This window comes from Paenibacillus sp. FSL R10-2736 (assembly GCF_038000245.1).
In the GTDB taxonomy this organism is placed as follows: Bacteria; Bacillota; Bacilli; order Paenibacillales; family Paenibacillaceae; genus Paenibacillus_AQ; species Paenibacillus_AQ phytohabitans.
This window is the reverse complement of the sequence record NZ_JBBOBN010000002.1, coordinates 816,551-840,301: the sequence shown is the minus strand read 5'-3', so window position 1 is coordinate 840,301 and position 23,751 is coordinate 816,551. Positions and strand designations below refer to the sequence as shown.

Below are 23,751 nucleotides of genomic sequence, written 5' to 3'. Positions count from 1 at the left end.
TGAATCAGCTTTCGCAGGTCCGGTCTACCCCCGCTATTTCACATACCGCTCACGGTATTCGCTATCCAGCATGCCCATCATAATCACATCATGGTACTCATGGTTATAATAGAGCGTCTGGCGCCGTACACCCTCACGGACAAAACCGATTGATTCATACACATGCGCAGCGCGGGCATTATAGCTATAGACCTCCAGCTCAATCCGGTGCAGATTCAGAATGCCGAAGCCGTAGTCCAGCATCAGCAGCAACGCTTCCCGTCCATACCCTTTTCCCTGATGACGCTCATCCCCAATAGCAATCCGCAGATTTGCACTGCGGTTGTCAGGGTCCATATCCTGAATGGCGATATCACCGATGACCTCATCGTTCTCCCTCAAGGCAATCAGCAACAGCACCGTACTGTCGTCGCCTGATTTGCGAGCGATATAATTCCCGATCTGCTCTTTGGTGATATGCTTCTTCGTTCCTGTAAGCCTGCGGACTTCCGTACCGTAGAACATATGGTAATACATTTCGGCGTCTTCCCCGTTAAGCGGGCGCAGATATACCTTCTTCCCTGTTACAAGCCCTGAATGTCTGATCACTCCGGTCAGCCCCCAACTCTATTAGATAGTCCTATCAAAAGGCATAGTTTCCTTAAATTATATATGCCTCATATCCCCCGGTAAACTGTCAGTTAAATTAGCCAAGCCCGGAAAGCAGCTGTGCATAAAAGGATTTGACCTCAAGCGAAGGGGGAATTCCGATTTCCCGGTTCAGAATGTCGGCAAACTGCAGGTACTGACGGTTCAGGGCATCTTTGTTATTCTGGAGAGCCGAGGTTTTCATAAGCAGCATATGGGCTTCTTCATCCAGCTCATTGTGCTTCAGCAGCTTGATCAGCAGCCTTTTTGCCGTATTCGTCTCACCCTTATCCAGCAGAGCAACGCACAGTCGCCGGGTGAAGGCCGAGTACATGAGTGACAGCCGTTCAATTTCATTCCAGGCCCAAGGATACACATGGTCTCCGAATAAATCACCCATATATAATTGTTCAAGCTCAATAGCCTGTTCCAGATTAGCCTCATTTATGACAGCCAAGCTTCTGCAGCCATCCTCAAAGCTGAGAATATCCACGCTAAGTCCGCTACAGTTAAAGGCATAATGGTTGCTCTCGGAATGCAGATGCGTCTTCAGCCCATGCGTATGGAGCAGCTTGCGCAGCTGATAGACCGTTGTATTCAAATATATTTCTGCATTCTTCTGCGGCATATCGCCAAAGATATCCTCAATGAGCCGTGCGCGGGAAACAAGTCTGCCTTTATGTATGATCAGGTAGCCGAGGAGCTCAGCGCTTTTTCGCGACTTCCATTTGGTCTTGATTCTCTGAGCACCCCCGATTTCAATTCCGCCCAGGAGGCTAATCCGTGCTTCTGCGCTCAAGGCGGGCTCCCGGTTGGCTTCTGCCGCAAGCTCCAAATGAATCTGAGTAGCGGCTCTGTGTACCGTCTCATGCAGCCTCTCCTGTACCACCGGTTTCAGAATATAATCGAAGGCGTACACTTCAAAAGCGGACAGCGCATATTCCTTATGGGAAGTGATGAACACAATCCTGGTTCCCCGGCCGCTCCCCCTAAGCCTCGCTGCAAATTCCAGGCCGCTTTCTCTGGGCATGCTGATATCTACGAAGATCAGGTCCACCTCATGACTGCTCAAATAGGTAAAAGCAGAAGCCGTATCTGTGAAGCTGCCCAACATTTCAACCTCTTCCAGCTTGCCGAGCATCCGCTTTAATATGAGATGCATGGCCTTCTCATCATCGATGATGATAACCTTCATAGAATCATTCCCTTCCTAATACTGTTGCCGGCAGGAATTAATGGAGCTTCAGGAGGAAGCGGGAGCGAGAAATAGAAGGTGCTTCCCTTCGAGGGGATACTGTCGAACCACAGCTCTCCTCCGTTCAACTGTACGAACTCCCTGCACAGGGTTAGCCCCAGGCCCACCCCCCGCTCCCCGGACGTCCCGGTTGAAGAGCTCCGGTAATCATCCTCCAGCAGGGTACCCGCCTGCTCCGGAGAAATCCCTCCCCCCGTATCGCTCACAGCGATTACCATGTGACGGTCTCTCCTCTCTGCCTGTAAGCGGATGTTTCCTCCCCGGAAGGAAAATTTAATCGCATTGGACAGGAGATTACGGATAATCAGATCAAGCATTTCTTTATCCGCATAGACATAGCTCTCTTCCGGAATTTCAGAAATGATCTGAATCTGCTTGGTATCACTCCGCAGCCGCAGGAGCCGCAGGCCCGCTTGCACCGCATGGGCCAGATCCCGTTCGACCGGATCAAAAATCATACCTTCCCTCTGGCTACGGAACCAGTCCAGCAGCACTTCCACAAGCGCGAAGGTATTCTGGATCTGCTGCCCCATTTCGTGCAGGAGCTCTTCATCATGATCATCGCTTCCAGCCTGCATCTCCTCTTCAAGCAGTTCCATCAGATTGACCAGGACCGCCAAAGGATCGCGGATATCATGGGCAACAACACTAAACATCCGGTCTTTAAATATGTTCAGCTCACTTAACTGCCGGGCATTATCGCGTAGCTTTTCTTCTGCATGTACGGCCTGTGTCACGTTCCTCAGCAGAAGCATTTTTCCGACAATCTTTAGGCGCCTATTCCTGACAAGAGAGAGATGGACATTATAGAAATTGCCGTTCGGACCTGCAAGCTGAATTCTTGATGCGCTGTCCTCCCCCTGTGCGATCATCTCCAGAAGCAGTGGATACGCGGAGAAAACCTGTACGGCGGGCTGACCTGTACTTTTGTTACTCAATTCGCTGACTATTCCTTTGGCTGAGCGGTTAAAGCTGGTTAGACTGTTGTCGGTATCCAGTATAATGACCGCATCATCCATTGATTCAAACACCTGCTGAAGGGCCAGCGGCGCGAGCCGCAGCATATTGAACTGATAGATTCCCCACATATAAAAAACACCCGAGAACAGGAATCCAAAAGGTGAAATGTCGATAGGCATATAAATTACACCGCTTAAATAAATCAAGGTAAAGCCAAAGGGCCCCCACGAACCAATAATCATCAGCGCAATCTGCATCTTCATCCGGGGAACCGCCCGGAAGAACATCTGCAGCAAATAAAACATTCCTACGATAAAAAAGCTATAGGAATAGAGCACATGCAGCTTATATAACGGACCTTTAATGAGGGTGACCAGCGGAAAGCCCTCCGTATTGTTCAACGTCATGCTTGAATAGAATAAATGATGCCATTCATTGGTATTGTGGGCTGTGAAGGTTATTAGGGGAACAATCATCAATAGTGCAATATTCCTGGGACGCACCCATGACTGCCTGCCGGTATACTGCAGTACCATTATGAACCACAGCACCGTGCCGAACGGAATGCCGATATATTCAACCCGCAGCCAGAACCGGATATGCTCCACGGAGGTACTGATAATTTCGAAGGCATAGCCAAAAGAATAAAAGGAGCCCGTCAACATCCCCAGGCCGTAGCTTACCGCTATAGGAAGGTCTCTTCTTTTGAAGCACAGGTAAACCAGCAGCAATGAACAGCAGGTCGCAGCCATCAAAAGTGCCGATAAATACACATTATATGTCATAGATGGTTGACCTCTATTCAAGAAGGAATCTTGCATTCTGCGCCTCCTATCTTATCAGATACTTCTCTTTGAGAGATACTTCAAATTTTTATTTTTTCAGAAAAAGCCCGCTCAGGCCTTCGAAAAAGGCTGGGCGGGCTTTCATCAAGACATGCGGCATGTAAAAGGGCTGCAAGCTTGCTTATTTCAGGGTATCGAGGAGACTCTTCAGCTCCGGATTAGTCTCTAGAACGCGCAGTACAATTGTTAATGCTTCGGCACGGGATGCTTGCTTGGCTGGAAGAAACACTCCATTTCCTTCCCCGGTGATGATACCGGCTGCCGCTGCTTGCCCGATCTGCTCCTTGTTCCATGCCTTATCCAGATCGGAGAAGCTGGAGGAGGCCGCGGCATTTATGCTGTTCAGGTCAATAACCTTGGAGATCATGGCAATAATCTCGGCACGGGTGATCTCACGATTAGGCATGAATGTACCATTCTGGTAGCCGGAAATGATACCTTTTTGCTGCAGGGCGCGAATAGAGGCTTCAGCCCAGTGGCCGGAAGTATCACTTAAGGAGCTTCCCGATGAAGCGGTGCCTGAAAGGCCAAACACCTTGGCAAGAACTGTAGCGAACTCTGCGCGGGTGATGCTTGCTTCCGGATGGAAGCCTCCATCCTTATAGCCGTTAACCACACCTAACTTCACAAAGACATTAACTGTGGAGTCTGCCCAATGAGTGGAGGTATCGGTAAATTTCAGCGGAGCCGGGTTCAACCTGGCCTCCTCGATTTTTTGAGCAAAGCTGGTCAACACACTGGAAATATCTACAACATTACTTATGAATTGCACTCCCGGTCCTGCGGTTACAGACACGGGGGCGCTGCTAGGTGCTGGCGTTGGTGCTGCAGTTGGTGTAGGCGTTGGTGCTGCAGTCACCGTAACCAGTGCTGGTGTTGATGCTTCGGTCGGTGCCGGCGTTGGGGTCTCCTCAATCGGCGCTGGCGTTGGTGTTGGCGTCTCCTCAATCGGCGCTGGCGTCGGCGTTGGGGTCTCCTCGATCGGCGCCGGCGTTGGTGTTGGCGTCTCCTCAATCGGCGCTGGCGTTGGCGTTGGGGTCTCCTCAATCGGCGCTGGTGTTGGCGTTGGGGTCTCCTCAATCGGCGCTGGCGTTGGCGTTGGGGTCTCCTCAATCGGCGCTGGTGTTGGCGTTGGAGTCTCCTCAATCGGCGCTGGTGTTGGCGTTGGTGTTGATACCGGCACCTCCAATATAGTTAGTTCGAGGCTGCCTGTAGTGCCGGTGCCGTCTGTAGCTGCGGCTTCAACAGTTACTGTGCCTGGATCAACTGCGGTGAGTTCGCCGCTTGTTGCGTCGATAGTGGCGGACCCGCTACCGTATACAACAGACCACACGACAGCCCGGTTGGCTGCATGCAGCGGCAGTACTTCAGCACTCATAGTGAGTGAGTCACCCGCATACAGAGAGCTTGTCCCGCCAGTGCTTGTCACAGTGATGCCGATTACCTTATTGAAGACATTCTCTGCGATAATTTGAGCACCCGAGTACAAAGAAATCGGGGATGAAATATCCGCAGTTTCAGATTTGATCAGGAAGGTCACGAAACCGTTGTCTGTATACGAGGAGAAGCCTTCATAAGCATCCTTAGTACTGTTGAAATTATCCGCTGGATCCGTATTATAAAATACGGTGTCAGTGTCGGAAGAATGGGCAAATACTTCGGTACGGCCTGTTACCAGGGCGTCGTCAGTATCATAGACAGCAAAGGTAACATTCATATAGGCAGGATGATTGACATCCTGTTCCGGCTGTTTAGCCAGTTTCACATGATCTGCGGCAAAAGCAGGCTTGTATGTTTGGAATCCGGATACATTGACAGAGGGGAACGGATAAGAATAATCCGGGACCCAGCTTATACTACCGTCGCTCACATATCCGCCAACAATCGTTCTATCATTGTAAGTAGCAACCGTTACACTGCTTTCTCCGGCAACATCAGGAACTGCAGCCACAGTACCGTCCGAATACCGTAGATATAAATGCTCGGAGCTGTCCGGTTTATCAGCGGGGAAATTTAAAGTGACGGAGCTTGTGCTTACAACACATCCGCTTATCAGAACTGAAGCCATAGCCGAAAATAGCCCCAATTTCCATATTGATTTTCTCTTCACTGTTTTCTCCCATCCCTTCAAATTCACATATGTTATATTTAAAATAATTATACATAGGCTCAATGACGGGAAAATGACAAAGTTCGACACTGGAGGATATTAGTTCTAAGCAAAGAGCGCCGCCCCAGCGGGCAGCGCTCTGTTAAACTTCTTATTTAGTTAACAAACCCGGTATATTTCAATAAACGGGTCAGCATAACCACGGCTTGAGCCCGGCTGGCTTTCGCTGCGGGAACAAAGGACGCCGGTGTCATACCGGTAATAATCTCTGCTTGAACGGCTTGTGCTACTGCCCCTTGAGCCCAGCTGCTAATGTCAGCCCGGTCCTGGAAGACAGACAGCAGCTGAGTCTGCCCGCTTGCAATACCGCTAGTTCTCCCGGTGGCTGAGATCGCTCTTGAAATCATCACTGCCATTTGCTCGCGGGTAATCGTATCATTCGGCTTAAAGCTCTGATCCTGGAATCCTTCCACCAGCTTGGACTGAACTGCGGCACCAATGGCTCCGGCATACCAGTCACCCGGCTTAACATCCGTGAAGGCCGCTGCTGCTGTATCAGGGCTCAGTCCTAAAGAACGGACGAGTAATGCCGCAAATTCGGCTCTGGTTATATCACTCTCCGGAGCAAATTGGGTATCTGTAGCCCCATTTACGACCAGCTTTGAAGCGAGCAGCTCGATATCTGCCTTGGCCCAATGATTGCCGATATCATTGAATGTCCGGGCGGACGTAAGGACAGCGTACGTACTATTACCGTTACGTTTAAAAGTCACCTTGGTGGAACCATCTGCCTGCTTATCAAACAGCGCAGGTACAAAAGAAAATTGTCCTGTAGATGGATCATAAAGGACCACCGATGTATGTGTTACATCCACTGAAGACGCAAGGACAACGCTTCTGCTGACGTAAGTTGACCCAAAATGGTTCAACTCTACAGACTTTCCGTTGCCAGCCGCCGCAACTGAAAATTCAATGGCGGTTCCTAACTGGGAAGCAGAAATGCTCTGCGCACTTTGTTGAATAGCCGTGTTCACATCTGCTGCTACCGGAGAAATCCTGATTTGAATCACTATATTGTCTGCGGCTGTGCCCAGGCTTTGGGCGACTGCAGCAAAATCAAGAACACTTAGAGGCAGCGAATATTCGCCGTCATTGGTTTGCAGTGATACGATAGTATCCGGCGCTTTCAAGGCCGCTGCTGCCAAAATGGAAGCCGACAGGTTAAAACGCACACCCGCACCTGAAATATTATTGTATGCAATAAAAATAATTGGGGCTGCTCCATGATTATCCTGCGTAGCCGCAGCCGCGAAAGCTGCAGTGAGCGCTGTGTCATCTTGAGTAACTGTCATAGTCACCCGGCCATTTGCTGCCGTCTCCGATACAGCAGTATTCTTGCTTGTATCTACCTGAACGGGTGTAGCATTCGACACTGGCGGAGTGACTGGCTTGCCAGCTGCCGTGGTTGTTCCCGCTTGAGCACCGGTGCTGGTGCCGGTACTGATGCTGCCGCCATTTCCAGTGCTACCACCATTTCCGGTGCCGCCGCCGTCTCCGGTTCCGCCACCATTTCCGGTGCCACCGCCGTCTCCGGTTCCGCCACCATTTCCGGTGCCGCCGCCGTCTCCGGTTCCGCCGCCATTTCCGGTGCCGCCACCATTTCCGGTGCCGCCACCATTTCCGGTGCCACCGTCTCCATTACCGCCACCTCCGGTCGACGGAGCTTTGACGATAAGATCAGCCGTGGCAACCCGAGCGCCCGCTCCGGCTAGCACTTTATAAGTTCCGGCTACCTCACTTTTGGACAAAGTGAACGAAGTGGAGAATTGTCCATTGCTCACAGGAACAATATCATAGAACACAGTGCTTTTGACCGGCCGCTGCACTTGAATAATGACTTCATCCAGTGTAGAGTCACCGGTAATTGACACCATACCGCCAAGCTCCACAGCAGCCGGAGGATTTAGCGTCACGGCTGTGCTGTCAGCAAAGGCTGCAGCTGGTAGTACCAGTGATAAACAAAGAGCCATAATCAGAGTCAATTTCAACTTGCGCATTTTCACTTGGACATTCCCCGCTTTCCTGTTGCTCTATCATTCCTAGTCATTATAATTATTTTGAGTGGCAGCAAGTATGGCCAAATCCAGTTCCAGCGGAGTCTTTACTGTAGCCAGATTGAGTCCGAGATTCGCCGGATCATTGCCATACCGGCTAACGACATAGGCCTTTACTGTATAATTTGGATTCACCGCAGCATCACCCACATTGAAGTTAGCAGAATACGTGCCTGTGTCTAACTTCAGGTTAGCCGCAACAATACTAACAGGTGCAGTGCCGTTGAACAGTTCGAATATAATGATCTGATTTCCATTTACTTCTTCATCATAAGCATTGTTAAATAGCCGGATGGTTGCTGTAATTCCATTGTCGGAAGTAACCACCGGCGCAGTCACGTAGAATACTTCAGAGGATTTATGAGTCCTGCCTTCAAAATACTTACTACTGTACCCTTCAGCATCTACAATAACTCTATAGTAATTTCCTTCAGCGAAAATTTCCCGGGCTAATGTAAGCTTGCCTTCGCTCAGCACATATTCCGAGGCATTCAATGTTCTGTATACTCCCATATTCGAATCATATACAGTAATTTTCCCTACGTGTTCTCTCCAGGCCACATTATCTGCAAAAACAAACTCACTGTCTGTGTTGCTGAAGAAATATCCCGTAAGCTCAGGAGTATTATAGGCAATCGTTGCCTCTACTGCGCCGTTACGCTTACTATCATATAGATCGCTAAGCACGCCCGGAGATACTTTGATTTTTACGGAACCCTGCTGCTTCGCATTGTGGAAGATGATGTTAATCTGTGAGTCATGAAGAGACACTACATCCTGCGGATCCAAGGCTGAATAAGTAACGCCGTGATCAGTGGAAAGGGTGATGTACTCACTCAGATGGGACACTCCGTCAACAAGGGTCTGATCCTCCAGGGCGGTATTTGAATTAAACGCCAAGCTCAAGAACCGCCCGTCACCTGAGAAGTAGCCGCCATTATAAGAAATACCTGCTGCCGGGTTCTGGGGGTTGATCCAGTTTGTACTTACGTAATCGGTCAGAACATTCCCGGCTGCATCCATGAAATGACCCGGATTGAACTGATAATAATACTGGCGGCCTGAGAGCGGTGCCGGGAAATGCAGGATGAGCTTGGAGCCCGAGAAGGTAAACGTAACATCTGAAGGTAAGGTGTATATCCACTGGTTTCTGATTGGATCATACCACTGCACATTCTCCAGGAATTTGCTGTCATCCCCCTTAGCATTGAAGATCTCCTCATCGAATACGAAAGTAACATCCTGATAATCATCCGACACGGAATAATACAGGTATGCCGGCATGGTTGTGTCTGCCGGACTCGGGTCTATACCTCCGACAGCAGTTTCCAGAAATCCGCTGACTGTATTTTGATCCCGGACGTTTCCGGCAAGATCCTTGAAGGCTCCCCCGTTAATGACGATTTGAATCTCTGTGCCGGATAGCGCCTCAGCGAAATGAATATGCAGCTTGTTGGATTCAATGGATAATGTATCCTGAGCAACGAGAGCTTTGAAGGCTTTCTCCTGTCCGGATACTAGTGTCCGGACTAAGTAAATCTCGCTTTTCAGACTATCCTCCGAGATTGTATTATTTAACACTTCTTTATTGAAGGTAAGTTCTACGTCGTGATTGTCATTGCTGACAACCGCTGACTGGATCACCGGAGGACTCACGTGTAAATTCATTTCCGCATTAAGATTGCCTGCCGCATCCTTCAGAGTGCCGCTTGCGATCCGGATGACCGTATCGGTACCCGAAATGATTTTCATATCATTATCGTAATTTAGATATAGCTCACTGGAGTTATTCTGATAGGCAGAGCCCTCATGATCCGAAAAAGGAACAAAATGCTCCCCTTCACCAGCTACACTGATTTGGCTTTCCAGAAAAGCATTGGCTTGCTCTTCAGTTGCCCCATCAGGCACGTTAAGTGAGAAGTTCTCATCAAAGTATAAGTGCACCCAGCGGCCATCACCGGAAAGGGAACCTGTAAAAACAGGAGCGCTAATATCATGTGCAGCTATAGAAGTTACAGTGATGTCGCTCACGGAGAGACGATCTTCCTTATTCATAACAGCCCCTGCTGCGATCTGAATGCTGTTGTCTGTGCCGGTAAGCGCATTATTCAGCGTAATAATTAACGCACCATCCTCATTCATGCTGATAGCATTACTGGCGTTATCTGCCGCAAGATCAACTGGTTCCTCCGAACCGGTACGTTCAATTTGGATATCGGCCATCAGATCGGCCAGGCTGCCGGCAGGCAGTGCGTAGGTATTGAAGGTAACTGTCACAGCGGTATTATTGCTGCTCACTTCAGCCGTTGCTGAGGTAATTTGCGGGAAACCAGGTTCCGCATGGCTCGCACTGGGAGAAACCGTCAGGACAGTTACAGCTGTAAGCACCACAGCCATCATTTTCGACACGGTCTGGATGAATTTCAACCTGTTTGTTTTGCCTCTTGCTATCATTTAGATTCTCACTCCTAAAATTTTATTGTTTAAAATTGATACTAAAGTCCAGTATATATGCACCCAATGACACCAAAATGACAAAGTCCGACAAAAAAAGAGCCTCTTTATCAGAGACTCCCGGAACTTCAATTTCATATTTTAATATGGCTTCACTAAGCCCTATGTCTACGGCTTCAATGGCGAGGCTTGCAATATCACTGAGGAAATCCGCGCGGGTTATCCTGAACTCTACCAACAAAACTTGAAGTGCCTAAACCTGCTGCTCTCCCTCATGGACGAACATCTGTCTGAAGGAGAAAGTATAGAGATATATTCCTGCTGGGATAGTGAGACGTGGATGGAACGCAATGCATTGCTTGATCGGGCTCTTCATCTGCCATCCTTCGATCCGCTGACAGAGTCTATAGAATTTGTAGATAAACAGCTTATAACTATTACCAAATAAAGTGTAGACTCTATCTATCTTGTCCGCCCGGGGTCCATCCGGATACATAAATACTTAATCATCAGCCTGTCCCTCTACTTATATTGCGCCAGCATTCCCGCCAGCGTCCGTTTCACCTCCGCCACCAGCTCCGGCGGCTCCTGTACTGTGGCCTCATTGCAGAGGCCGATTACGAAACGCGCGAAGAAGCCCAGATCGCTCTGCGGGATATCCCCTTCCAGCCAGCCCGTGCCATCCCCGCGGATATGCAGCAGGGGTGAGGACCATACCTCGGCTTCGCAGGCTTGTACGCCTCCATTCCCCAGTTCAACGAACAGCCGGACAATGCTTTTATCACCCTGCTGAGTTTGACTGCTGTAATCATCCTTATTTCCCAAATGGACATGCTTCAGATCAAGCGCTTCCGGCCCCGATTCGCCGTATCCGGCAGACTGAATCCGGTCGCAGCGGAATACACGGATATCGCCGCGCAGGAAGCAATAGGCCGGGCAATACCACAAGCCATTATGGGCGTAGATGCCCACTGGCTGAATCCATCTCTCCTTACGCTGCCCCTTCGTTTCATAATCGATCAGCAGCACCTTTTGACCGGTGGCCGCTTCCAGCAACAGAGACAGATAGGGGAACTCCGCCTGTCTCGCCGGGGTGAGGAAATCAATCCGGTTCTTCATCTCGTCAATCCGGTCACGGACATCGCCGGACATATAGTTATAGAATTTATGCAGGGCAGCTAATGATTCCTCCTTGAAGGGGAGATACTTGTAGTGGCGCAGGGCATGGCTGGCGAAAAAAATCGCCACCGCCTCCTCCTCCGTGAACGCGATCGGCGGCAGAATTCTTTCGTTCAGCACCTGATAGCCTCCATGCGGCCCCACTTCGGAATAGAGCGGAACGCCTAACTCCCCCAGCTCCTGCAAATCCCTGAGGATGGTCCGGGAGGATACATTGAATTCGTCGGCCAGCTCTTTGACGGTGAATTTCCGCTTGCGGTTGACGGTCATCATCAGGTCCAGCAGCCTTTTGGATTTAGACATCAGCTTCACTCCATTTATTATTATATTCATGACAATACCTGTCACTATTATAGACTACACTATAATTAAAGCCGGTTAGTACAGGCAAATCAAATTCTAAGGAGCGATTTAGACATGACCCTGCAAGTAAATCCTTTTATTCTGGTGGACGGTACAGCAAGTGAGGCGATTGCCTTTTATCAGGAGGCGCTGGGTGCAACGCTGCTCTTCAAGCAAACTGTGGGCGAAGGCCCGCAGAACCCTGAATCCCCGATGACCGAACTGGAAAAAGCGCGTATAGCCCATTCCGTCCTGCTGGTGGGTGAAACCAAGTTTTTCGTCGCAGATCAGGAAATTGGCCAGCCGCTGAGCCATGGCAATGGCATCACCATCTGTATCACAGCGGATACTGCGGAGGAAGCGCAGCAGCTGTATGACTCGCTCAAGGCAGGCGGAACGGTTGATATTGAGCTGGCTCCGGCTTATTTCAGCCCCGCCTTTGGCATGGTTACCGATAAGTACGGTGTATGCTTCCAGATCTTCACGAAGCGGGCGCATTAAAGCTCAAGCGGGCTGGGGTGAACCCTTCAGGCGCAGGATACAAAAAGCACTGTCTCCCGGAATCTCCGGTGAGACAGTGCTTTTGGCCGTCACGGCTCCGCACCAGCCGCGCGCTAATATAATGCCCGCCACAGATAAAATGTGGCGTATGCCTCCCAGCCCTGCCAGGGCTGGGCCAGGACGAGCAGCTCCGCTGGCGTCGGCTTGCGGTCCATACCGGTGAGGAACTTGATCACGTTCTGCAGGCCGACATCGCCGACGGGATATGAGGAGCTATCCCGCAGGCAGCGCATGCGTACATACTGGGAGGTCCACGGCCCGATCCCGCGGATCTGCAGCAGCCGCTGCTCGGCGGCGGCCGGAGACGGAAGCGCCAGCAGCTCTTCACGGCTCAGCTCTCCGCTTGCAATCAGCGAGGCTACTGTGAGGATTGTCTGTGCTTTGCTGCGGGTTAGCTGCAGGGCGCATAGTTCTTCGATCTGCACCTCCGAGAAGACCTCCGGTCCGGGGAACCGGTAGTAGGTCCGTCCTCCCCACTCCAGAGATTCTCCATACACTTCGGTCAGCCGCTGCTTCAGCCTGTAGGCAAAAGCCAGATTCACCTGCTGGCCCAGAATCGCCCAGCATAACGCCTCAAACAGATCCGGGATGCCGATAATCCGCAGTCCCCGGTGCTGTCTGACCAGCGGCTGGAGCAGCGGATCTGCTTCCGCCAGCCGGTAGAACGGGGTAAGATCACGGTCCAGATCGAACCACTCTACAATATAACGGGCCAGCCATTCCTGCTCCAGGACGCCGGGGACAGCGCCGTGCAGCCGGGTTACGCTCAGCCTGTTGCCTTCAGGCACACTTAACCGGATTAGGACCGGGCCGTCCTCCAGCTTGAACATCCGGGTCACTCCCGAGTCATCCGTCTGGAACAGGCATTCCAGCGGCGAACGGTTCATGTACTCCAGACAGGCGTCCAGGTTGAAATCCTCCGGCAGCGGCAGCTCAAAAAGCAAATCGTTCATGGCCCGCCGCCTTCACATTTAGAATTCCCTCCAGCTGAAGCAGCTCCTGCTTGAGCTGCAATCCGCCCCGGTAACCGGTTAAAGTGCCGTTCGCACCGATCACCCGGTGGCAGGGCACAATGACCGGCAGCGGATTCTGTCCGTTAGCCGTACCGACAGCACGGATCGCCAGCGGTCTGCCAATCCGTGCGGCCAATTCCTTATAGGTAGCAACCTCACCATGCGGGATCGTAAGCAGCCCCCGCCATACCTCCTGCTGAAACGGAGTGCCCCATAAATCAAGCGCAAGACTATTGAAATCGACCGTATCTCCATCAAAATAACGGCGCAGCAGCTCTATAACCCCAAGCTGCTCAAACCTTCCGGCACCCTCCAGGAATTCATAGTCCGGAGCGTACATCTTCAGCCAGGCGGCGGGCAGCTGCCCTCCATCCTGCGGATAGGACACGCGGATAAGTCCCTTGCTGCTGGCCCATAGGGTCCACTCCCGATTCCCGAGATTCAGGGTATGGTGATATATCATGTTCCGGTTCGGACTCTGGTTTATATTCATATTCATCCTAATTTCCTCCCTCATTATGCTTACTGCGATACTCCGTAGGGGACAGACCGGATTTCTTGACGAACCAGGCTGCGAAGTGGGACGCGCTGCGGAATCCAACTGCCTTGCCTACATCGGCAATGCCTGTATCCGTCTCCGCCAGCAGCCTGCGGGCTTCGCCCCTGCGCAGTTCATCCAGTCTGGCAGCAGGCGACTGGCCGGTTACCCGCTTGTAGGTCCGCTGCAGATGGAACGGGCTGACCTTCAGCTGCTCCGCCATCGACTGCAGTGTCAGCTTGCTCCCGAACTGCCCATCCATAATGGCATCCGCCTGCGATGCCAGCACGGCATCCGGCCGGAGGGTGCCGCCTTCTTCGGGGCGGCATCTTTTGCAGGGCCGGAATCCCTTGCGGACAGCCTCCTGCAGGGAGCCGTAGAATACCACATTGGCTGCCTTCGGCGTTCTTGCCCGGCAGGAAGGCCGGCAGACAATACGTGTCGTCAGCACCGCTGTATAGTAAACACCGTCATAGGTCGGCTCACGCCGCACCACCGAATCGTAAATACGCTCAAATAATTGCGGCTCCATCCTGAATCACCTCTTACCGCCAGTATAAACGATTCGTTTTGGCTTATGCAGCATATTGGAATAGGAGAGCAAGATTACGACAGTGTGCAGGGGGAGCTGCAGATGTAGATGTGCCTGTAGATGCACGCTTGCTGCCTGCTGAAGTAATACAGTGTTAAACACTTCGATTAAACAGTGATTAGCTTATCTCTCCCTGCGGACTGAGATTCCGCTAATTCTCACAATCCGGGCTTTTTCCGCGCCACGCGGACTGTAAAGGCCTTATTCCCTGCTGTAAGGGGTAATTTGAGGGGGAATACGGAAAATAAAGGATCTGTAGTCCGCGACAGCTGCCAGACTGATGATTTCAGCAAAATAACGGAACTGTAGTCCGCAAGCGGAGAAATGCCCTGGCTTTTGTTAGCGGCATGTCCAATCTGCAGCCCTCAATGTACAATTTGGTTGAAATACCCCTTATTCTATGCAATAATCACTGGCGTTAAATAGAATTAAATTCCATTGAAATGTATAAGCTACGTCTCAATTTAATAGGAGGACTCAGAGGCTAATGAACCTGTCAGATATCCGCTACGAACGCTTCAGTAACAAGGACTACTCTACCGCCAGAGAATTATTAAGCCAGGATGCGGAGGCTGGCGCAGACCTCCTCCGGTTGCTTGATGAAGAACCAGAAACGTTTATTTGCGCTTTTATTAAGGATACGCTTGTTGCACTGGCTCAAATGGAAGCGCATACACATCAGTCGCATTTACAAGTATTCGTCGCTCCCCGGTATCGCGGACAAGGAATCGGCACGGCGATGGTGCAGGCTGCCGAGACACAGTTGCAGGCAGGCGGAACCCGCGCGGTCAGCACTTCTTTTCGTTCCGGGGCTCCAGCAACTCCCGGATTTGCCCGTAAGCTCGGTTTCGCTCCATATTACTCACTAGTTTATATGCAGCGGACCAGCGGGTTCTTTTCTCAGGAAGAGGTTCCCGTAAGGCTGTATACAGATGAGGACTTTCTTCCAGCCCACTCGCTCTATGCCACTGCATTTCATGAAATGCGCGTCCGTGTCGGCTGCTTCCCGGATTCTGTAGTTGCCCAGCCTAATGAGGGCAGACGAAACGCCTGGAGAGCGGACGCGGAAGACCGGTTTGTCTATGAGTTCAATGGGGAAATCGCCGCTTACAGCCACCTTCACGGGAATGAAATCAGCAGTGTCAGCGTACGTTCAGGCCTTCAGGGACGCGGGATCGGACGAGAGTTTGTGAAGTACCTATGCAATGAGATCTATCAGCGCGGCCATGCAACCGTCGTTCTGTGCTGTGTCGTTGGGAATGAAGCCCGGCAGCTCTATGACAGCCTCGGGTTTCAGGAGACGCATATTACGGAGTATATGAGAAAACCGCTGGGAAGCGTGTAAAAGGTCTGCACCAATTAAGAGTCTACAAAAGCGTTCTGCAACGAAGTTCTAGAGACCAGTTGCGGACTAAACCCTCTGGAGGTCTGGTCGCTTGGCTAAATGAATGACCACAAGTTGTAATCCACAATCCAATAGAGAACGGAGAGGTAAACAGTATGAGTAACCTGGGATCACGGAATATCAGTGTGGTAACGTTGTTCGTTGAGGATCTGCCTGGCACCATGGCATTCTATCAGGAGGTTTTTGGTCTTGAAGAGGTGTACGCGGACGAGAATTCGGCCGTCTACGATTTCGGCAATATGAGCATCAATCTGCTGCACATCTCTGAAGCTCCCGGGCTGATTGAGCCCGCTGCCGTTGCCGGCCCCGCCTCCGGATCACGGTTTCAGTTCACAATCCGCGTGGAGGATGTGGATGCGGTATGCACAGAATTAACTGCACGCGGCGTAAGCCTGCTGAACGGACCCATGAACCGGCCTTGGGGCATCCGCACAGCCAGCTTCGCAGACCCGGCAGGACATATTTGGGAGGTTGCTCAGGAGCTGGTATAAGCTGAGGCTACGGATGGACAAATCAAAGCATTCCCGGTCAGGAACAGCTCTGCCGGTTTCTCTACAATGAAATTGAAAGGAGAGGTGAGGATTTGGAAACGATCCGATTGCTTCAGCAGGCGATTGATTATGTGGAGCAGAACTTGAGCTCCGCCATAGGAGTTGAGGATATCGCCGGAGCAGCGATGACTTCGAAATACCATTTTCAGCGCATGTTCCATGCCTTGACGGGCTTCACCGTTACTGAATATGTACGCAACAGGCGGCTTACCTTAGCAGCGGAAGAGCTGGCCGGAACGGACAGCAAGGTGATCGATATCGCGCTTAAGTATGGTTATGAGACACCGGAATCCTTCGCCAAAGCGTTCCAGAGAATGCATGGGGTAACCCCGCAAATGGCGAGAAAAAAGAACGTGAAGCTCAAGTCGTTCCCCCGAATCTCCTTTCAAATTCAGATCAAAGGAGAAACCGAAATGAATTACCGGATGGTGGAAGAGAAGGGTTGCCGCGTCATTGGAAAAGAGGTGATCGTTCATAAGGATGCTTACACAGAAATACCTGCATTCACGGAGAAAATCTGGAAGGACGGGACGCATGACCGGATTAACGAATTAGCCGGAAGACCCGCAGGTTCGCTGCTGTTCGGCTATTATTACGACTTCAGCGAGGACGGAACCAAACGTTATCTGATGGGAATCGAACTGCCGGAAGGACAAGAGGTCCCACAGGAGCATGACACCCTGACTGTACCTGATCAGACTTATGCCGTATTCGATAGCCGTGATACTTTTCCGGATGACGCGGAGATAGGACTGGAGATTCTGAATGTGTGGCGGAGAATTTATTCCGAATGGTTCCCTTCGGCAGGCTTTGAGCAAGTGGAAGGACCGTGCATGGAGAGATACTACTGGACCGATGACAGCCATGAAGAATCGATCTGCGAGGTTTGGATTCCTGTGGCTAAGAAATAAAATGCTTTGGACCTGATTATATATATTTGACAGAAAACTATAAGTCTATATTTCAGCGGGAAATGCTGTTAACCTGAGGGTGCACCCGGCCGGGAGACGCTAAAGCACGAGATGAGGTTAGGTTACGTATGGTCAGTCAAGAACTGCTGGTCCAAGCTGCAGACTCCTTTGGTTTTGATGTGAAGACTTTGGTCTTCATCAGCGACTCTTGCAATGAGGTATACCGGTTTACCCTACACAATCAGCCTTACATCTTACGATTATCTGCGAAACCCCATGCATATTATGCACAAATAAAAGCTGAAGTAGACTGGGTCTGTTATCTGGCACAGAACGGTGTGCGCGCCTCCCTTCCTGTTCACACCTCGGATGGGCAGCTCACTGCTGTTTGCAGACATCAGGAACAGCGTTTTATTGCTACAGCCTTTCATATGGCACCCGGACGTTTTTTTGATAAAAGCAATCCGCAGCTGTGGGGCCCCCCGATATTCAGAAAATGGGGAGAAGCCATGGGGCAAATGCATCTGCTTACCAAGTCCTATCCTGCTGCAGACGTTGCCGAAAGAAGAGCTGACTGGGGAAAGTGGCATATTAATAATCCCAATCTGAACCAGGGTCGTTACCTGATCCTGCTGGATAAGTTGAAAGCCCTGGAGGATTCAATCTCCAATTTGCCCAAAGATGCTGCATCGTATGGATTGATCCACAATGATTTCCATCCATATAATTTCCACATCGATAATGGTGAGATTACGGTATTTGATTTCGATGACAGCATCTATGGCTGGTATGCGCTTGATATTGCCATTGCAGCAACTCATGCCGTATGGTGGGGCTCCCCGGCGGAAGACCGGCATTCCAAGCATGAGTTTGCTGAACAATTCTTAATGGAATTCCTGACGGGATACTCGAAACATAATGTTCTCACCTATAACTGGATTCAGCAGATCCCCATGTTCATGGACTACCGGAATATATGCTCTTATTTCTGGTGGCTGAGCAGCTGGGACGGGGATGAGAGCCGACTGTCGGAAGCTCAGCAAGCTGCGATTACCCATGCCGTTCATCTTATTCAGAGTGGCCAATCGTTCGATGGCTGCGATATCAAATTATAGCTTGGCAGAAGCCTGTTCACTGAGTTGTGATTAAGTGGAAAAACGTATCTTAATTTAGTTGTTTTAGCGGGTCCGCGGCAAATAAATGGATAAACGGCATTTAATTTCGTGCATTTCCTCGGCTTTGGCTTATATGAAGAAATTTAAGTGCTCTTTTTCCAACTGTTGTTTTAATAGGCGCTCTTCGTTAATCAGCAAGTGGAGAAAATCCAACTGCTATTTCCGGATGATTCAATGTTCGCTCGTTCCCGTCTATACTTTAAAAAGGCCCTCCGGAAACAGCCATAGCGGCGGTTTTCGGAGGGTCTTGCCAATGTGATTGCTGCGGCTTACGCATGCAGAAACTCCAATATATCTAATTATCGTTGTTATCCGATGTTATTATACCGCTGCTTCCTGAATCTTAGCATCTATAGGACCCTCTGCTGCCGGCGGGTTCTTTTTCTTCATATAGTCGGAGTAGTAGGCGGTTATGATTGGAACCAAAATGGACGTTACGATAACCGAGGCGGCTACCAGCGCCGTGGCTGTCTGGGCTGCGGGCAGGAACTCCGGCTTCATATTCGCGACCAGCATAGGGTTGGCGACAGCAGCTCCGGCAGTACTGGAGGCAGCAAGTCCGGCGGTGCCGTTACCGCGGCCGATGAATTTGTCGGCCAGGATCAGCGGAACACCTGTAATAATGATAACCACTACACCAAGCAGAATGCCGAGCAGGCCAGTGTCAACGATAACGCCAAGGTCAATCGAGCTGCCCAGTGCGAAACCGAAGAACGGGATAAGGGTCTGGGTGGCTTTGCCGAAATAAGCACGCAGGTCATGATCCAGGTTACCCAGGATGAAGCCGATCAGGAATGGAAGCACAGCGCCGATGAAGAGATGCGGTTCGAATACGGCAACACCGGTGCTGCCCAGAATAAGCATCGTTACGAGCGGGCCGGATTCAAGTGACATCAGCACGAATGCTCCGGATTCTTCTTTGGTACCATACTGCTGCATGATGGAAGCGTACAGGCCGCCGTTGGTCATATCCATGGCGGAGATGATGGCGAGGACTGATAATCCGGCGAAGAAGCCGGTTTGCACACCGCCCTCAGGCAGGAACTGGATCGCGATCATAGCTACAACCCACGCTACAGCAATCTTGGTTAATACAAGCGTACCCGATTTGCGGAGTACCGTTCCGGTTGCTCTTACATCAATCGCTGCGCCCATACAGAAGAACCATACGGCCAGAATCGGCACGGTTCCTGTCATCAGGCCTTTGGTGAAGCCTCCGAAATATTCGCCTGCATCAGGAAAAGCAGTGTGTATGATCGCTCCCAGGAACAGTGGAACCAGCATCATTCCGCCGGGAATCCGATCTAATGTCTTTTTGATTTTCATATGATTACCATACCTCTCTTACTCATATTGAGTTTATATAATATTGAATAATCATGCTTATTTTTCCTTATGAAGGCGCAGCAAACCAGCCCCAGCAAATTCCCCGTTCACTGCAATCCTGCTAGTCAGCAAGCGGGTTTCCTGAGATCACTTTGCCTGATGGCGCTTTCACATTTCGTACAGGTTACCTGCGGCTTAGTCCGAGCTCCGGGATCATTTTGGCGAATAAATCATCGCTTTCCTTAAGCTGTTTCGAGAAGGCTTTGCCGTCCTTCACCAGCAGTCCAAGTCCGTTCGACTTCATATATTCGCGGAAAGCCCTGTCCTCGGTCCCTTTGATAAATGCCCCGGCCAACACTTCCGCAATGGCATCCGGCGTATCCTTCGGCACAGCAAGTCCTCTCCATGTACTGGTGAAGTTCACATGTATTCCGGTCTGCTCTTCCAGAGTCGGCACATCCGGCAGCGCCTCTGAGCGTTTATCGGCGTTAACCGCCAGTGTCCGCAGCTTGCCTTCATCTACATACTTCTTCACCTCGGCGGGACTGACCGGCACCGCGTCCACGAATCCGTCCATTAAAGCGGAAACGGCTGGCCCTGCGCCTTCAAAAGGAATATGTGCAAACTTCACACCTGTCTCCCGTTCCAAGGTTACGGCGGCCAAATGCCAAATGCTCCCCGTTCCTGCGTTTCCCATTTTGAGTTCCTCTGGATGCGCTTTCGCAAAGTCGAGAAATTCATTTACGTCTTGCCATGGCGCGTCCTGTCTTACGGTAATGGCGGAAGGATCAAAATTCGTCTGTGCGATGGGTTTGAACTTCTCATAGGTAATCGGCAATAGTCCCAGATGGGGAAGAATCGTCAGCTCGGCCGGCAAAAAAGTGACGGTATAGCCATCGCCCTTGGCGCCCGCGCCTTCCATAAGTCCTACTGAGCCTCCGCCGCCCGTCCGGTTGACCACAATAATCGGCTGGCCCAGCACCTTCTCTGTCGCTTTGGCGAGTGCTCTTGCCGTGGTATCTGTTCCTCCGCCTGCCGCATAGGGCACGATCAGTGTAATCGGCCGCCCGGGAAAACCGGTGCTGGCATTCTTCTGCTCCGCATCGCCCGTCAGTTGAATGAAGGTTCTAAGGATTAGCAGAACTGCGAGTACTGATGCTGCCCAGATTCCTATTTTGGTTGTCCGCTTCAAAACCATCCCTCTTCTCTATTAACAGTAATCGGGCAGCCTGCTGAATCTTATGCTGGCCCTGCACCCGCTGCTTCACCCCCGAATTCTCTGAGCATCAGCCGCCCTTCCGGGAAGCTGTGAAAGTTTTCTCAAATAGAACTTTATCGCATTCGGGGGTGTTCCTTCAATCGTATAATCTTATTCTGAATCCTCAGAAACGCCGGAATGGCGCGGTTTTGGCCGATCTGCATACTCTTTGGAAGATTTGCTGTTCTCCCGGAACTTGCCCGGAGTCGTTGATTTAATCTTACGGAATACACGGATGAAGCTGTTCTCGTTCTGGTAACCGACCTGCAGCGCAATATCGGCGATCCGCAGGGTGCTGTCCTGCAGTAATTCACAGGCTTTATCAATTCTGAGGTTGGTCAGATAGTCATACACGGTTGTTCCGGTCTCTTCCTTGAAGATCGTACTCACCGAGGACACCCCCATATTCACATGGGAGGCGATATCCTGAAGTCCGATATTGAACTGCAGATTCTCTTCCATATACTTGATGAGATTCTGTACAAGCAGGAATTCCTTCGATTGCCGGTGTGCTCCGAACGCACCGGCCATATGAACAGCAATGCTGCATAGCATGTCCTCAATCCCGTGAAGCTCCATCGTTGACACCTGATGCCAGGTGTAGTCAGCCAGCTCGGCAGGCAGCGGGTATCCCCCGGCCGCCGTTATATGCAGAATTTCCTCCAGCAGGTCATCGACGGTGCGGAATACTTTTTGCGGCTGAATTCCTTTCTTGCGGGTCTCAGCCGACCATCTGCGGATCCACTCCTGCGCAGCCTGGGCGTCGGAAGACTTCAGGGCACTCAGCATCTCCTGCTTCCAGGCATCATCAGCCGCCCCGCTGCTCTCTTCATATTTGTTCTCCGCATGTGAATACACACGGACATGGGCATAACCTTCATATAACCGGTAGGATAGAGCCAGCTGCGCCTCTGAATAGGAACGCGGCACCTGGGCAATCGCCCCGGCCTGCTCGCCGATGCCAATGGACACTGATATATTCAGCACTTCAAGAATAAGGTCGGCCAGCTTACGCGCATCTGTATATAACGGCTTCTCTTCGCCGCCTTTAGCCTGCAGCAGGATGACCAGACTGTCCTTCTGCGGTGCCGCGATGACGGACCGCCACGAAGCTTCGAAGTATTCGTGCACAATGTTGATCATTGCGTACTTAAGCAGCAGCTGATCTTCTTCTATGAACCCCGCCGCCCATTGGGTATGACGGTCAATAGACAAGGCGAGCGTCTCGAACGGACCTTCCGTCCAGCCGCCAAAATAATGTTCAAATTTCGTCTGCGTCTCCTGGGTGCCGATACTTCGCGTAATCAGGTCCTGCACGAACTTGGAACGCAGCTCCGGCAGGCTCCAGTCCGCAACCAGCGATTTGCTCTGGAAGTCACCGACCAGCTTGCCTATAACCGGCTCCAGATCATACAGACCGCCTTGCCCGGCCGCCTTCTGTTCGGGAAGCAGCAGCTTATTAATCCGCTTGAGCGGCCGGAAGGCCGCAAAATTATAATAATAAATAGCGGATAGACCTACGGCGATGGAGATCAGGGACAGCATCAGCATCATATTGCGCGCGATCTTCACATTCTTCAGCAGTTGCTCCATTGGCACCAGCGAAATCAGCCGCCAGCCGGTCACATTCGAGAAGGTCTGGTTGGCCATATAGGCCTGTCCGCCGATCCGGACATGGGCAAACGGGCTGACATCAATATCCTCCAGTACATTCTGCATGTCCGCCAGCGGGAACGGAAGGTTCAGCTTGGGATAGATCAGCTCCCCTTCCAGGTTGTACACCAGCTGATAGTTCGAGAGATGGGTATACATTTTGGAGAAAAGCATATCGTAATCGAGATCGATCAGCACCGCGCCGGTCACTTCCCCGTTCTCTACAACCGGCCGGGCCAAAGACAGCAGCTCTGTTTCTCGGAGACGGGAGTCGGTGCCGGTGTACAGCCTTCTTTTGATCAGAAGCGGCTTCTCCTTAATCTCCCCGATCCAGGACTCCCAGGCATGCTCCGGCGCATTCTCCCAGGAGGATACGTAGCCGTAGCCGCTCGAGAGGACGGAATGATCCTTGAACTTGATCACGCTGATGGCATGCACATCCGGCTCTGTCGCCAGCGTCTTGAGATATTCCTGCGGCTCTGCGGCAATGCCGGCATTGTCCCCGGTAGCGGCTTCTATATATTTCAGTACAGCCGGGTGAAAGGATAAATCGACCGCTTTGTTATCGGATTCGCGGAAGGCCCGGTTCGTCACATCTACGTTAATCTGCAGCAATTCGACATTCGGTGTATTAAGCTCGGTATCCAGTGCGTTGCGGTACTCTCTATAGGAGAATAGCCCGATCAAAGTGATCAGAAGTGATACTCCTGCCGTCAGCATCAGAATGAGCCGGTTTTGTTTGTTGTTCAGCAGATATTTCAATTTAAATCGCAGCATTGCCTTAGCTTCATCCTTCCGGCGTTCTCTCTTGGTCCAGACCTTAGAGTAGCATGTTCACCTATACTTCAATATGGAGCATGTCATACCCTTTAAGATTTTAAG

At 51.1% G+C, this 23,751-nt stretch carries 18 protein-coding genes; 5 read left to right on the top strand and 13 right to left on the bottom strand.

Going from position 1 to position 23,751, the window contains the following annotated elements; all coding sequences use genetic code 11:
* Window positions 1-33: 33 nt before the first annotated feature.
* The 7 genes from NSQ73_RS31795 to NSQ73_RS31765 form a co-directional block, all read right to left on the bottom strand.
* Window positions 34-588: a GNAT family N-acetyltransferase gene (locus NSQ73_RS31795; protein WP_340990163.1), complete on the bottom strand. Its 555-nt coding sequence runs from the start codon at window positions 586-588 to the stop codon at window positions 34-36.
* A 97-nt stretch (window positions 589-685) separates the two neighbouring features.
* The gene (locus NSQ73_RS31790) at window positions 686-1,822 is read right to left on the bottom strand and encodes a response regulator (RefSeq protein WP_340990161.1); all 1,137 of its coding nucleotides are present in this window, start codon (window positions 1,820-1,822) and stop codon (window positions 686-688) included.
* Window positions 1,819-3,627: a sensor histidine kinase gene (locus NSQ73_RS31785; RefSeq protein ID WP_340990159.1), complete on the bottom strand. Its 1,809-nt coding sequence runs from the start codon at window positions 3,625-3,627 to the stop codon at window positions 1,819-1,821. The genes NSQ73_RS31790 and NSQ73_RS31785 overlap by 4 nt, the downstream gene beginning before the upstream one ends.
* 181 nt (window positions 3,628-3,808) lie before the next feature.
* A complete protein-coding gene (locus NSQ73_RS31780; protein ID WP_340990157.1) occupies window positions 3,809-5,638 on the bottom strand; it encodes an S-layer homology domain-containing protein in 1,830 nt (609 codons plus the stop codon).
* 314 nt (window positions 5,639-5,952) lie between these two features.
* Window positions 5,953-7,854: an S-layer homology domain-containing protein gene (locus tag NSQ73_RS31775; protein ID WP_340990715.1), complete on the bottom strand. Its 1,902-nt coding sequence runs from the start codon at window positions 7,852-7,854 to the stop codon at window positions 5,953-5,955.
* A 42-nt stretch (window positions 7,855-7,896) separates the two neighbouring features.
* Window positions 7,897-10,365, bottom strand: a complete 2,469-nt coding sequence (locus NSQ73_RS31770; protein WP_340990155.1) for a hemoblobin-interacting domain-containing protein — start codon at window positions 10,363-10,365, stop codon at window positions 7,897-7,899.
* Window positions 10,366-10,887: 522 nt separating this feature from the next.
* Window positions 10,888-11,847: a helix-turn-helix transcriptional regulator gene (locus NSQ73_RS31765; protein ID WP_340990154.1), complete on the bottom strand. Its 960-nt coding sequence runs from the start codon at window positions 11,845-11,847 to the stop codon at window positions 10,888-10,890.
* 114 nt (window positions 11,848-11,961) lie between these two features.
* On the opposite strand from NSQ73_RS31765, the gene NSQ73_RS31760 reads away from it, so the two are divergent.
* Window positions 11,962-12,387 (top strand): VOC family protein, encoded by a 426-nt coding sequence (locus tag NSQ73_RS31760; RefSeq protein ID WP_340990152.1) that lies wholly within the window; start codon window positions 11,962-11,964, stop codon window positions 12,385-12,387.
* Window positions 12,388-12,500: 113 nt separating this feature from the next.
* Here NSQ73_RS31760 and NSQ73_RS31755 read toward each other — a convergent pair whose 3' ends face one another.
* From NSQ73_RS31755 to NSQ73_RS31745, 3 genes are read right to left on the bottom strand one after another with little or no spacing between them, the layout of a single operon-like run.
* On the bottom strand, window positions 12,501-13,400 hold the full coding sequence (locus tag NSQ73_RS31755; protein WP_340990150.1) for a DNA-3-methyladenine glycosylase family protein: 900 nt from the start codon (window positions 13,398-13,400) through the stop codon (window positions 12,501-12,503).
* Window positions 13,381-13,959 (bottom strand): methylated-DNA--[protein]-cysteine S-methyltransferase, encoded by a 579-nt coding sequence (locus NSQ73_RS31750; protein ID WP_340990148.1) that lies wholly within the window; start codon window positions 13,957-13,959, stop codon window positions 13,381-13,383. Before NSQ73_RS31750 ends, NSQ73_RS31755 begins: the two co-directional genes overlap by 20 nt.
* Before the next feature lies 1 nt (window position 13,960).
* A complete protein-coding gene (locus tag NSQ73_RS31745; RefSeq protein WP_340990147.1) occupies window positions 13,961-14,530 on the bottom strand; it encodes a bifunctional transcriptional activator/DNA repair enzyme AdaA in 570 nt (189 codons plus the stop codon).
* A gap of 547 nt (window positions 14,531-15,077) precedes the next feature.
* Between NSQ73_RS31745 and NSQ73_RS31740 the strand changes: the two genes are divergently transcribed.
* From NSQ73_RS31740 to NSQ73_RS31725, 4 genes are all read left to right on the top strand, one after another.
* On the top strand, window positions 15,078-15,935 hold the full coding sequence (locus NSQ73_RS31740) for a GNAT family N-acetyltransferase (RefSeq protein ID WP_340990145.1): 858 nt from the start codon (window positions 15,078-15,080) through the stop codon (window positions 15,933-15,935).
* A 155-nt stretch (window positions 15,936-16,090) separates the two neighbouring features.
* Entirely contained in the window at window positions 16,091-16,486 is a 396-nt protein-coding gene (locus tag NSQ73_RS31735) for a VOC family protein (RefSeq protein ID WP_076243486.1), read from the top strand.
* 92 nt (window positions 16,487-16,578) lie between these two features.
* Window positions 16,579-17,457, top strand: a complete 879-nt coding sequence (locus tag NSQ73_RS31730) for an AraC family transcriptional regulator (protein ID WP_340990144.1) — start codon at window positions 16,579-16,581, stop codon at window positions 17,455-17,457.
* A 128-nt stretch (window positions 17,458-17,585) separates the two neighbouring features.
* Entirely contained in the window at window positions 17,586-18,572 is a 987-nt protein-coding gene (locus NSQ73_RS31725; RefSeq protein ID WP_340990143.1) for a phosphotransferase enzyme family protein, read from the top strand.
* Between the two features lie 381 nt (window positions 18,573-18,953).
* Here the strand turns inward: NSQ73_RS31725 and kdgT are convergent, their stop codons facing one another.
* From kdgT to NSQ73_RS31710, 3 genes are all read right to left on the bottom strand, one after another.
* Window positions 18,954-19,958: a 2-keto-3-deoxygluconate transporter gene (gene kdgT, locus NSQ73_RS31720; protein WP_039299959.1), complete on the bottom strand. Its 1,005-nt coding sequence runs from the start codon at window positions 19,956-19,958 to the stop codon at window positions 18,954-18,956.
* 184 nt (window positions 19,959-20,142) lie between these two features.
* On the bottom strand, window positions 20,143-21,156 hold the full coding sequence (locus tag NSQ73_RS31715; protein WP_340990141.1) for a tripartite tricarboxylate transporter substrate binding protein: 1,014 nt from the start codon (window positions 21,154-21,156) through the stop codon (window positions 20,143-20,145).
* Window positions 21,157-21,327: 171 nt separating this feature from the next.
* Complete coding sequence (locus tag NSQ73_RS31710) at window positions 21,328-23,646, bottom strand: helix-turn-helix domain-containing protein (protein ID WP_340990139.1); 2,319 nt, start codon at window positions 23,644-23,646, stop codon at window positions 21,328-21,330.
* Between the last annotated feature and the right edge of the window lie 105 nt (window positions 23,647-23,751).

What these genes read in the sequence shown, in the direction of transcription:
- NSQ73_RS31750 (WP_340990148.1), bottom strand. Translation starts at nt 13,959, where the DNA reads ATGAATATGAATATAAACCAGAGTCCGAACCGGAACATGATATATCAC.
- NSQ73_RS31735 (WP_076243486.1), top strand. Translation starts at nt 16,091, where the DNA reads ATGAGTAACCTGGGATCACGGAATATCAGTGTGGTAACGTTGTTCGTT.
- kdgT (WP_039299959.1), bottom strand. Translation starts at nt 19,958, where the DNA reads ATGAAAATCAAAAAGACATTAGATCGGATTCCCGGCGGAATGATGCTG.
- NSQ73_RS31760 (WP_340990152.1), top strand. Translation starts at nt 11,962, where the DNA reads ATGACCCTGCAAGTAAATCCTTTTATTCTGGTGGACGGTACAGCAAGT.
- NSQ73_RS31785 (WP_340990159.1), bottom strand. Translation starts at nt 3,627, where the DNA reads ATGACATATAATGTGTATTTATCGGCACTTTTGATGGCTGCGACCTGC.
- NSQ73_RS31725 (WP_340990143.1), top strand. Translation starts at nt 17,586, where the DNA reads ATGGTCAGTCAAGAACTGCTGGTCCAAGCTGCAGACTCCTTTGGTTTT.
- NSQ73_RS31745 (WP_340990147.1), bottom strand. Translation starts at nt 14,530, where the DNA reads ATGGAGCCGCAATTATTTGAGCGTATTTACGATTCGGTGGTGCGGCGT.
- NSQ73_RS31715 (WP_340990141.1), bottom strand. Translation starts at nt 21,156, where the DNA reads ATGGTTTTGAAGCGGACAACCAAAATAGGAATCTGGGCAGCATCAGTA.
- NSQ73_RS31790 (WP_340990161.1), bottom strand. Translation starts at nt 1,822, where the DNA reads ATGAAGGTTATCATCATCGATGATGAGAAGGCCATGCATCTCATATTA.
- NSQ73_RS31740 (WP_340990145.1), top strand. Translation starts at nt 15,078, where the DNA reads ATGAACCTGTCAGATATCCGCTACGAACGCTTCAGTAACAAGGACTAC.
- NSQ73_RS31770 (WP_340990155.1), bottom strand. Translation starts at nt 10,365, where the DNA reads ATGATAGCAAGAGGCAAAACAAACAGGTTGAAATTCATCCAGACCGTG.
- NSQ73_RS31710 (WP_340990139.1), bottom strand. Translation starts at nt 23,646, where the DNA reads ATGCTGCGATTTAAATTGAAATATCTGCTGAACAACAAACAAAACCGG.
- NSQ73_RS31755 (WP_340990150.1), bottom strand. Translation starts at nt 13,400, where the DNA reads ATGAACGATTTGCTTTTTGAGCTGCCGCTGCCGGAGGATTTCAACCTG.
- NSQ73_RS31765 (WP_340990154.1), bottom strand. Translation starts at nt 11,847, where the DNA reads ATGTCTAAATCCAAAAGGCTGCTGGACCTGATGATGACCGTCAACCGC.
- NSQ73_RS31775 (WP_340990715.1), bottom strand. Translation starts at nt 7,854, where the DNA reads ATGCGCAAGTTGAAATTGACTCTGATTATGGCTCTTTGTTTATCACTG.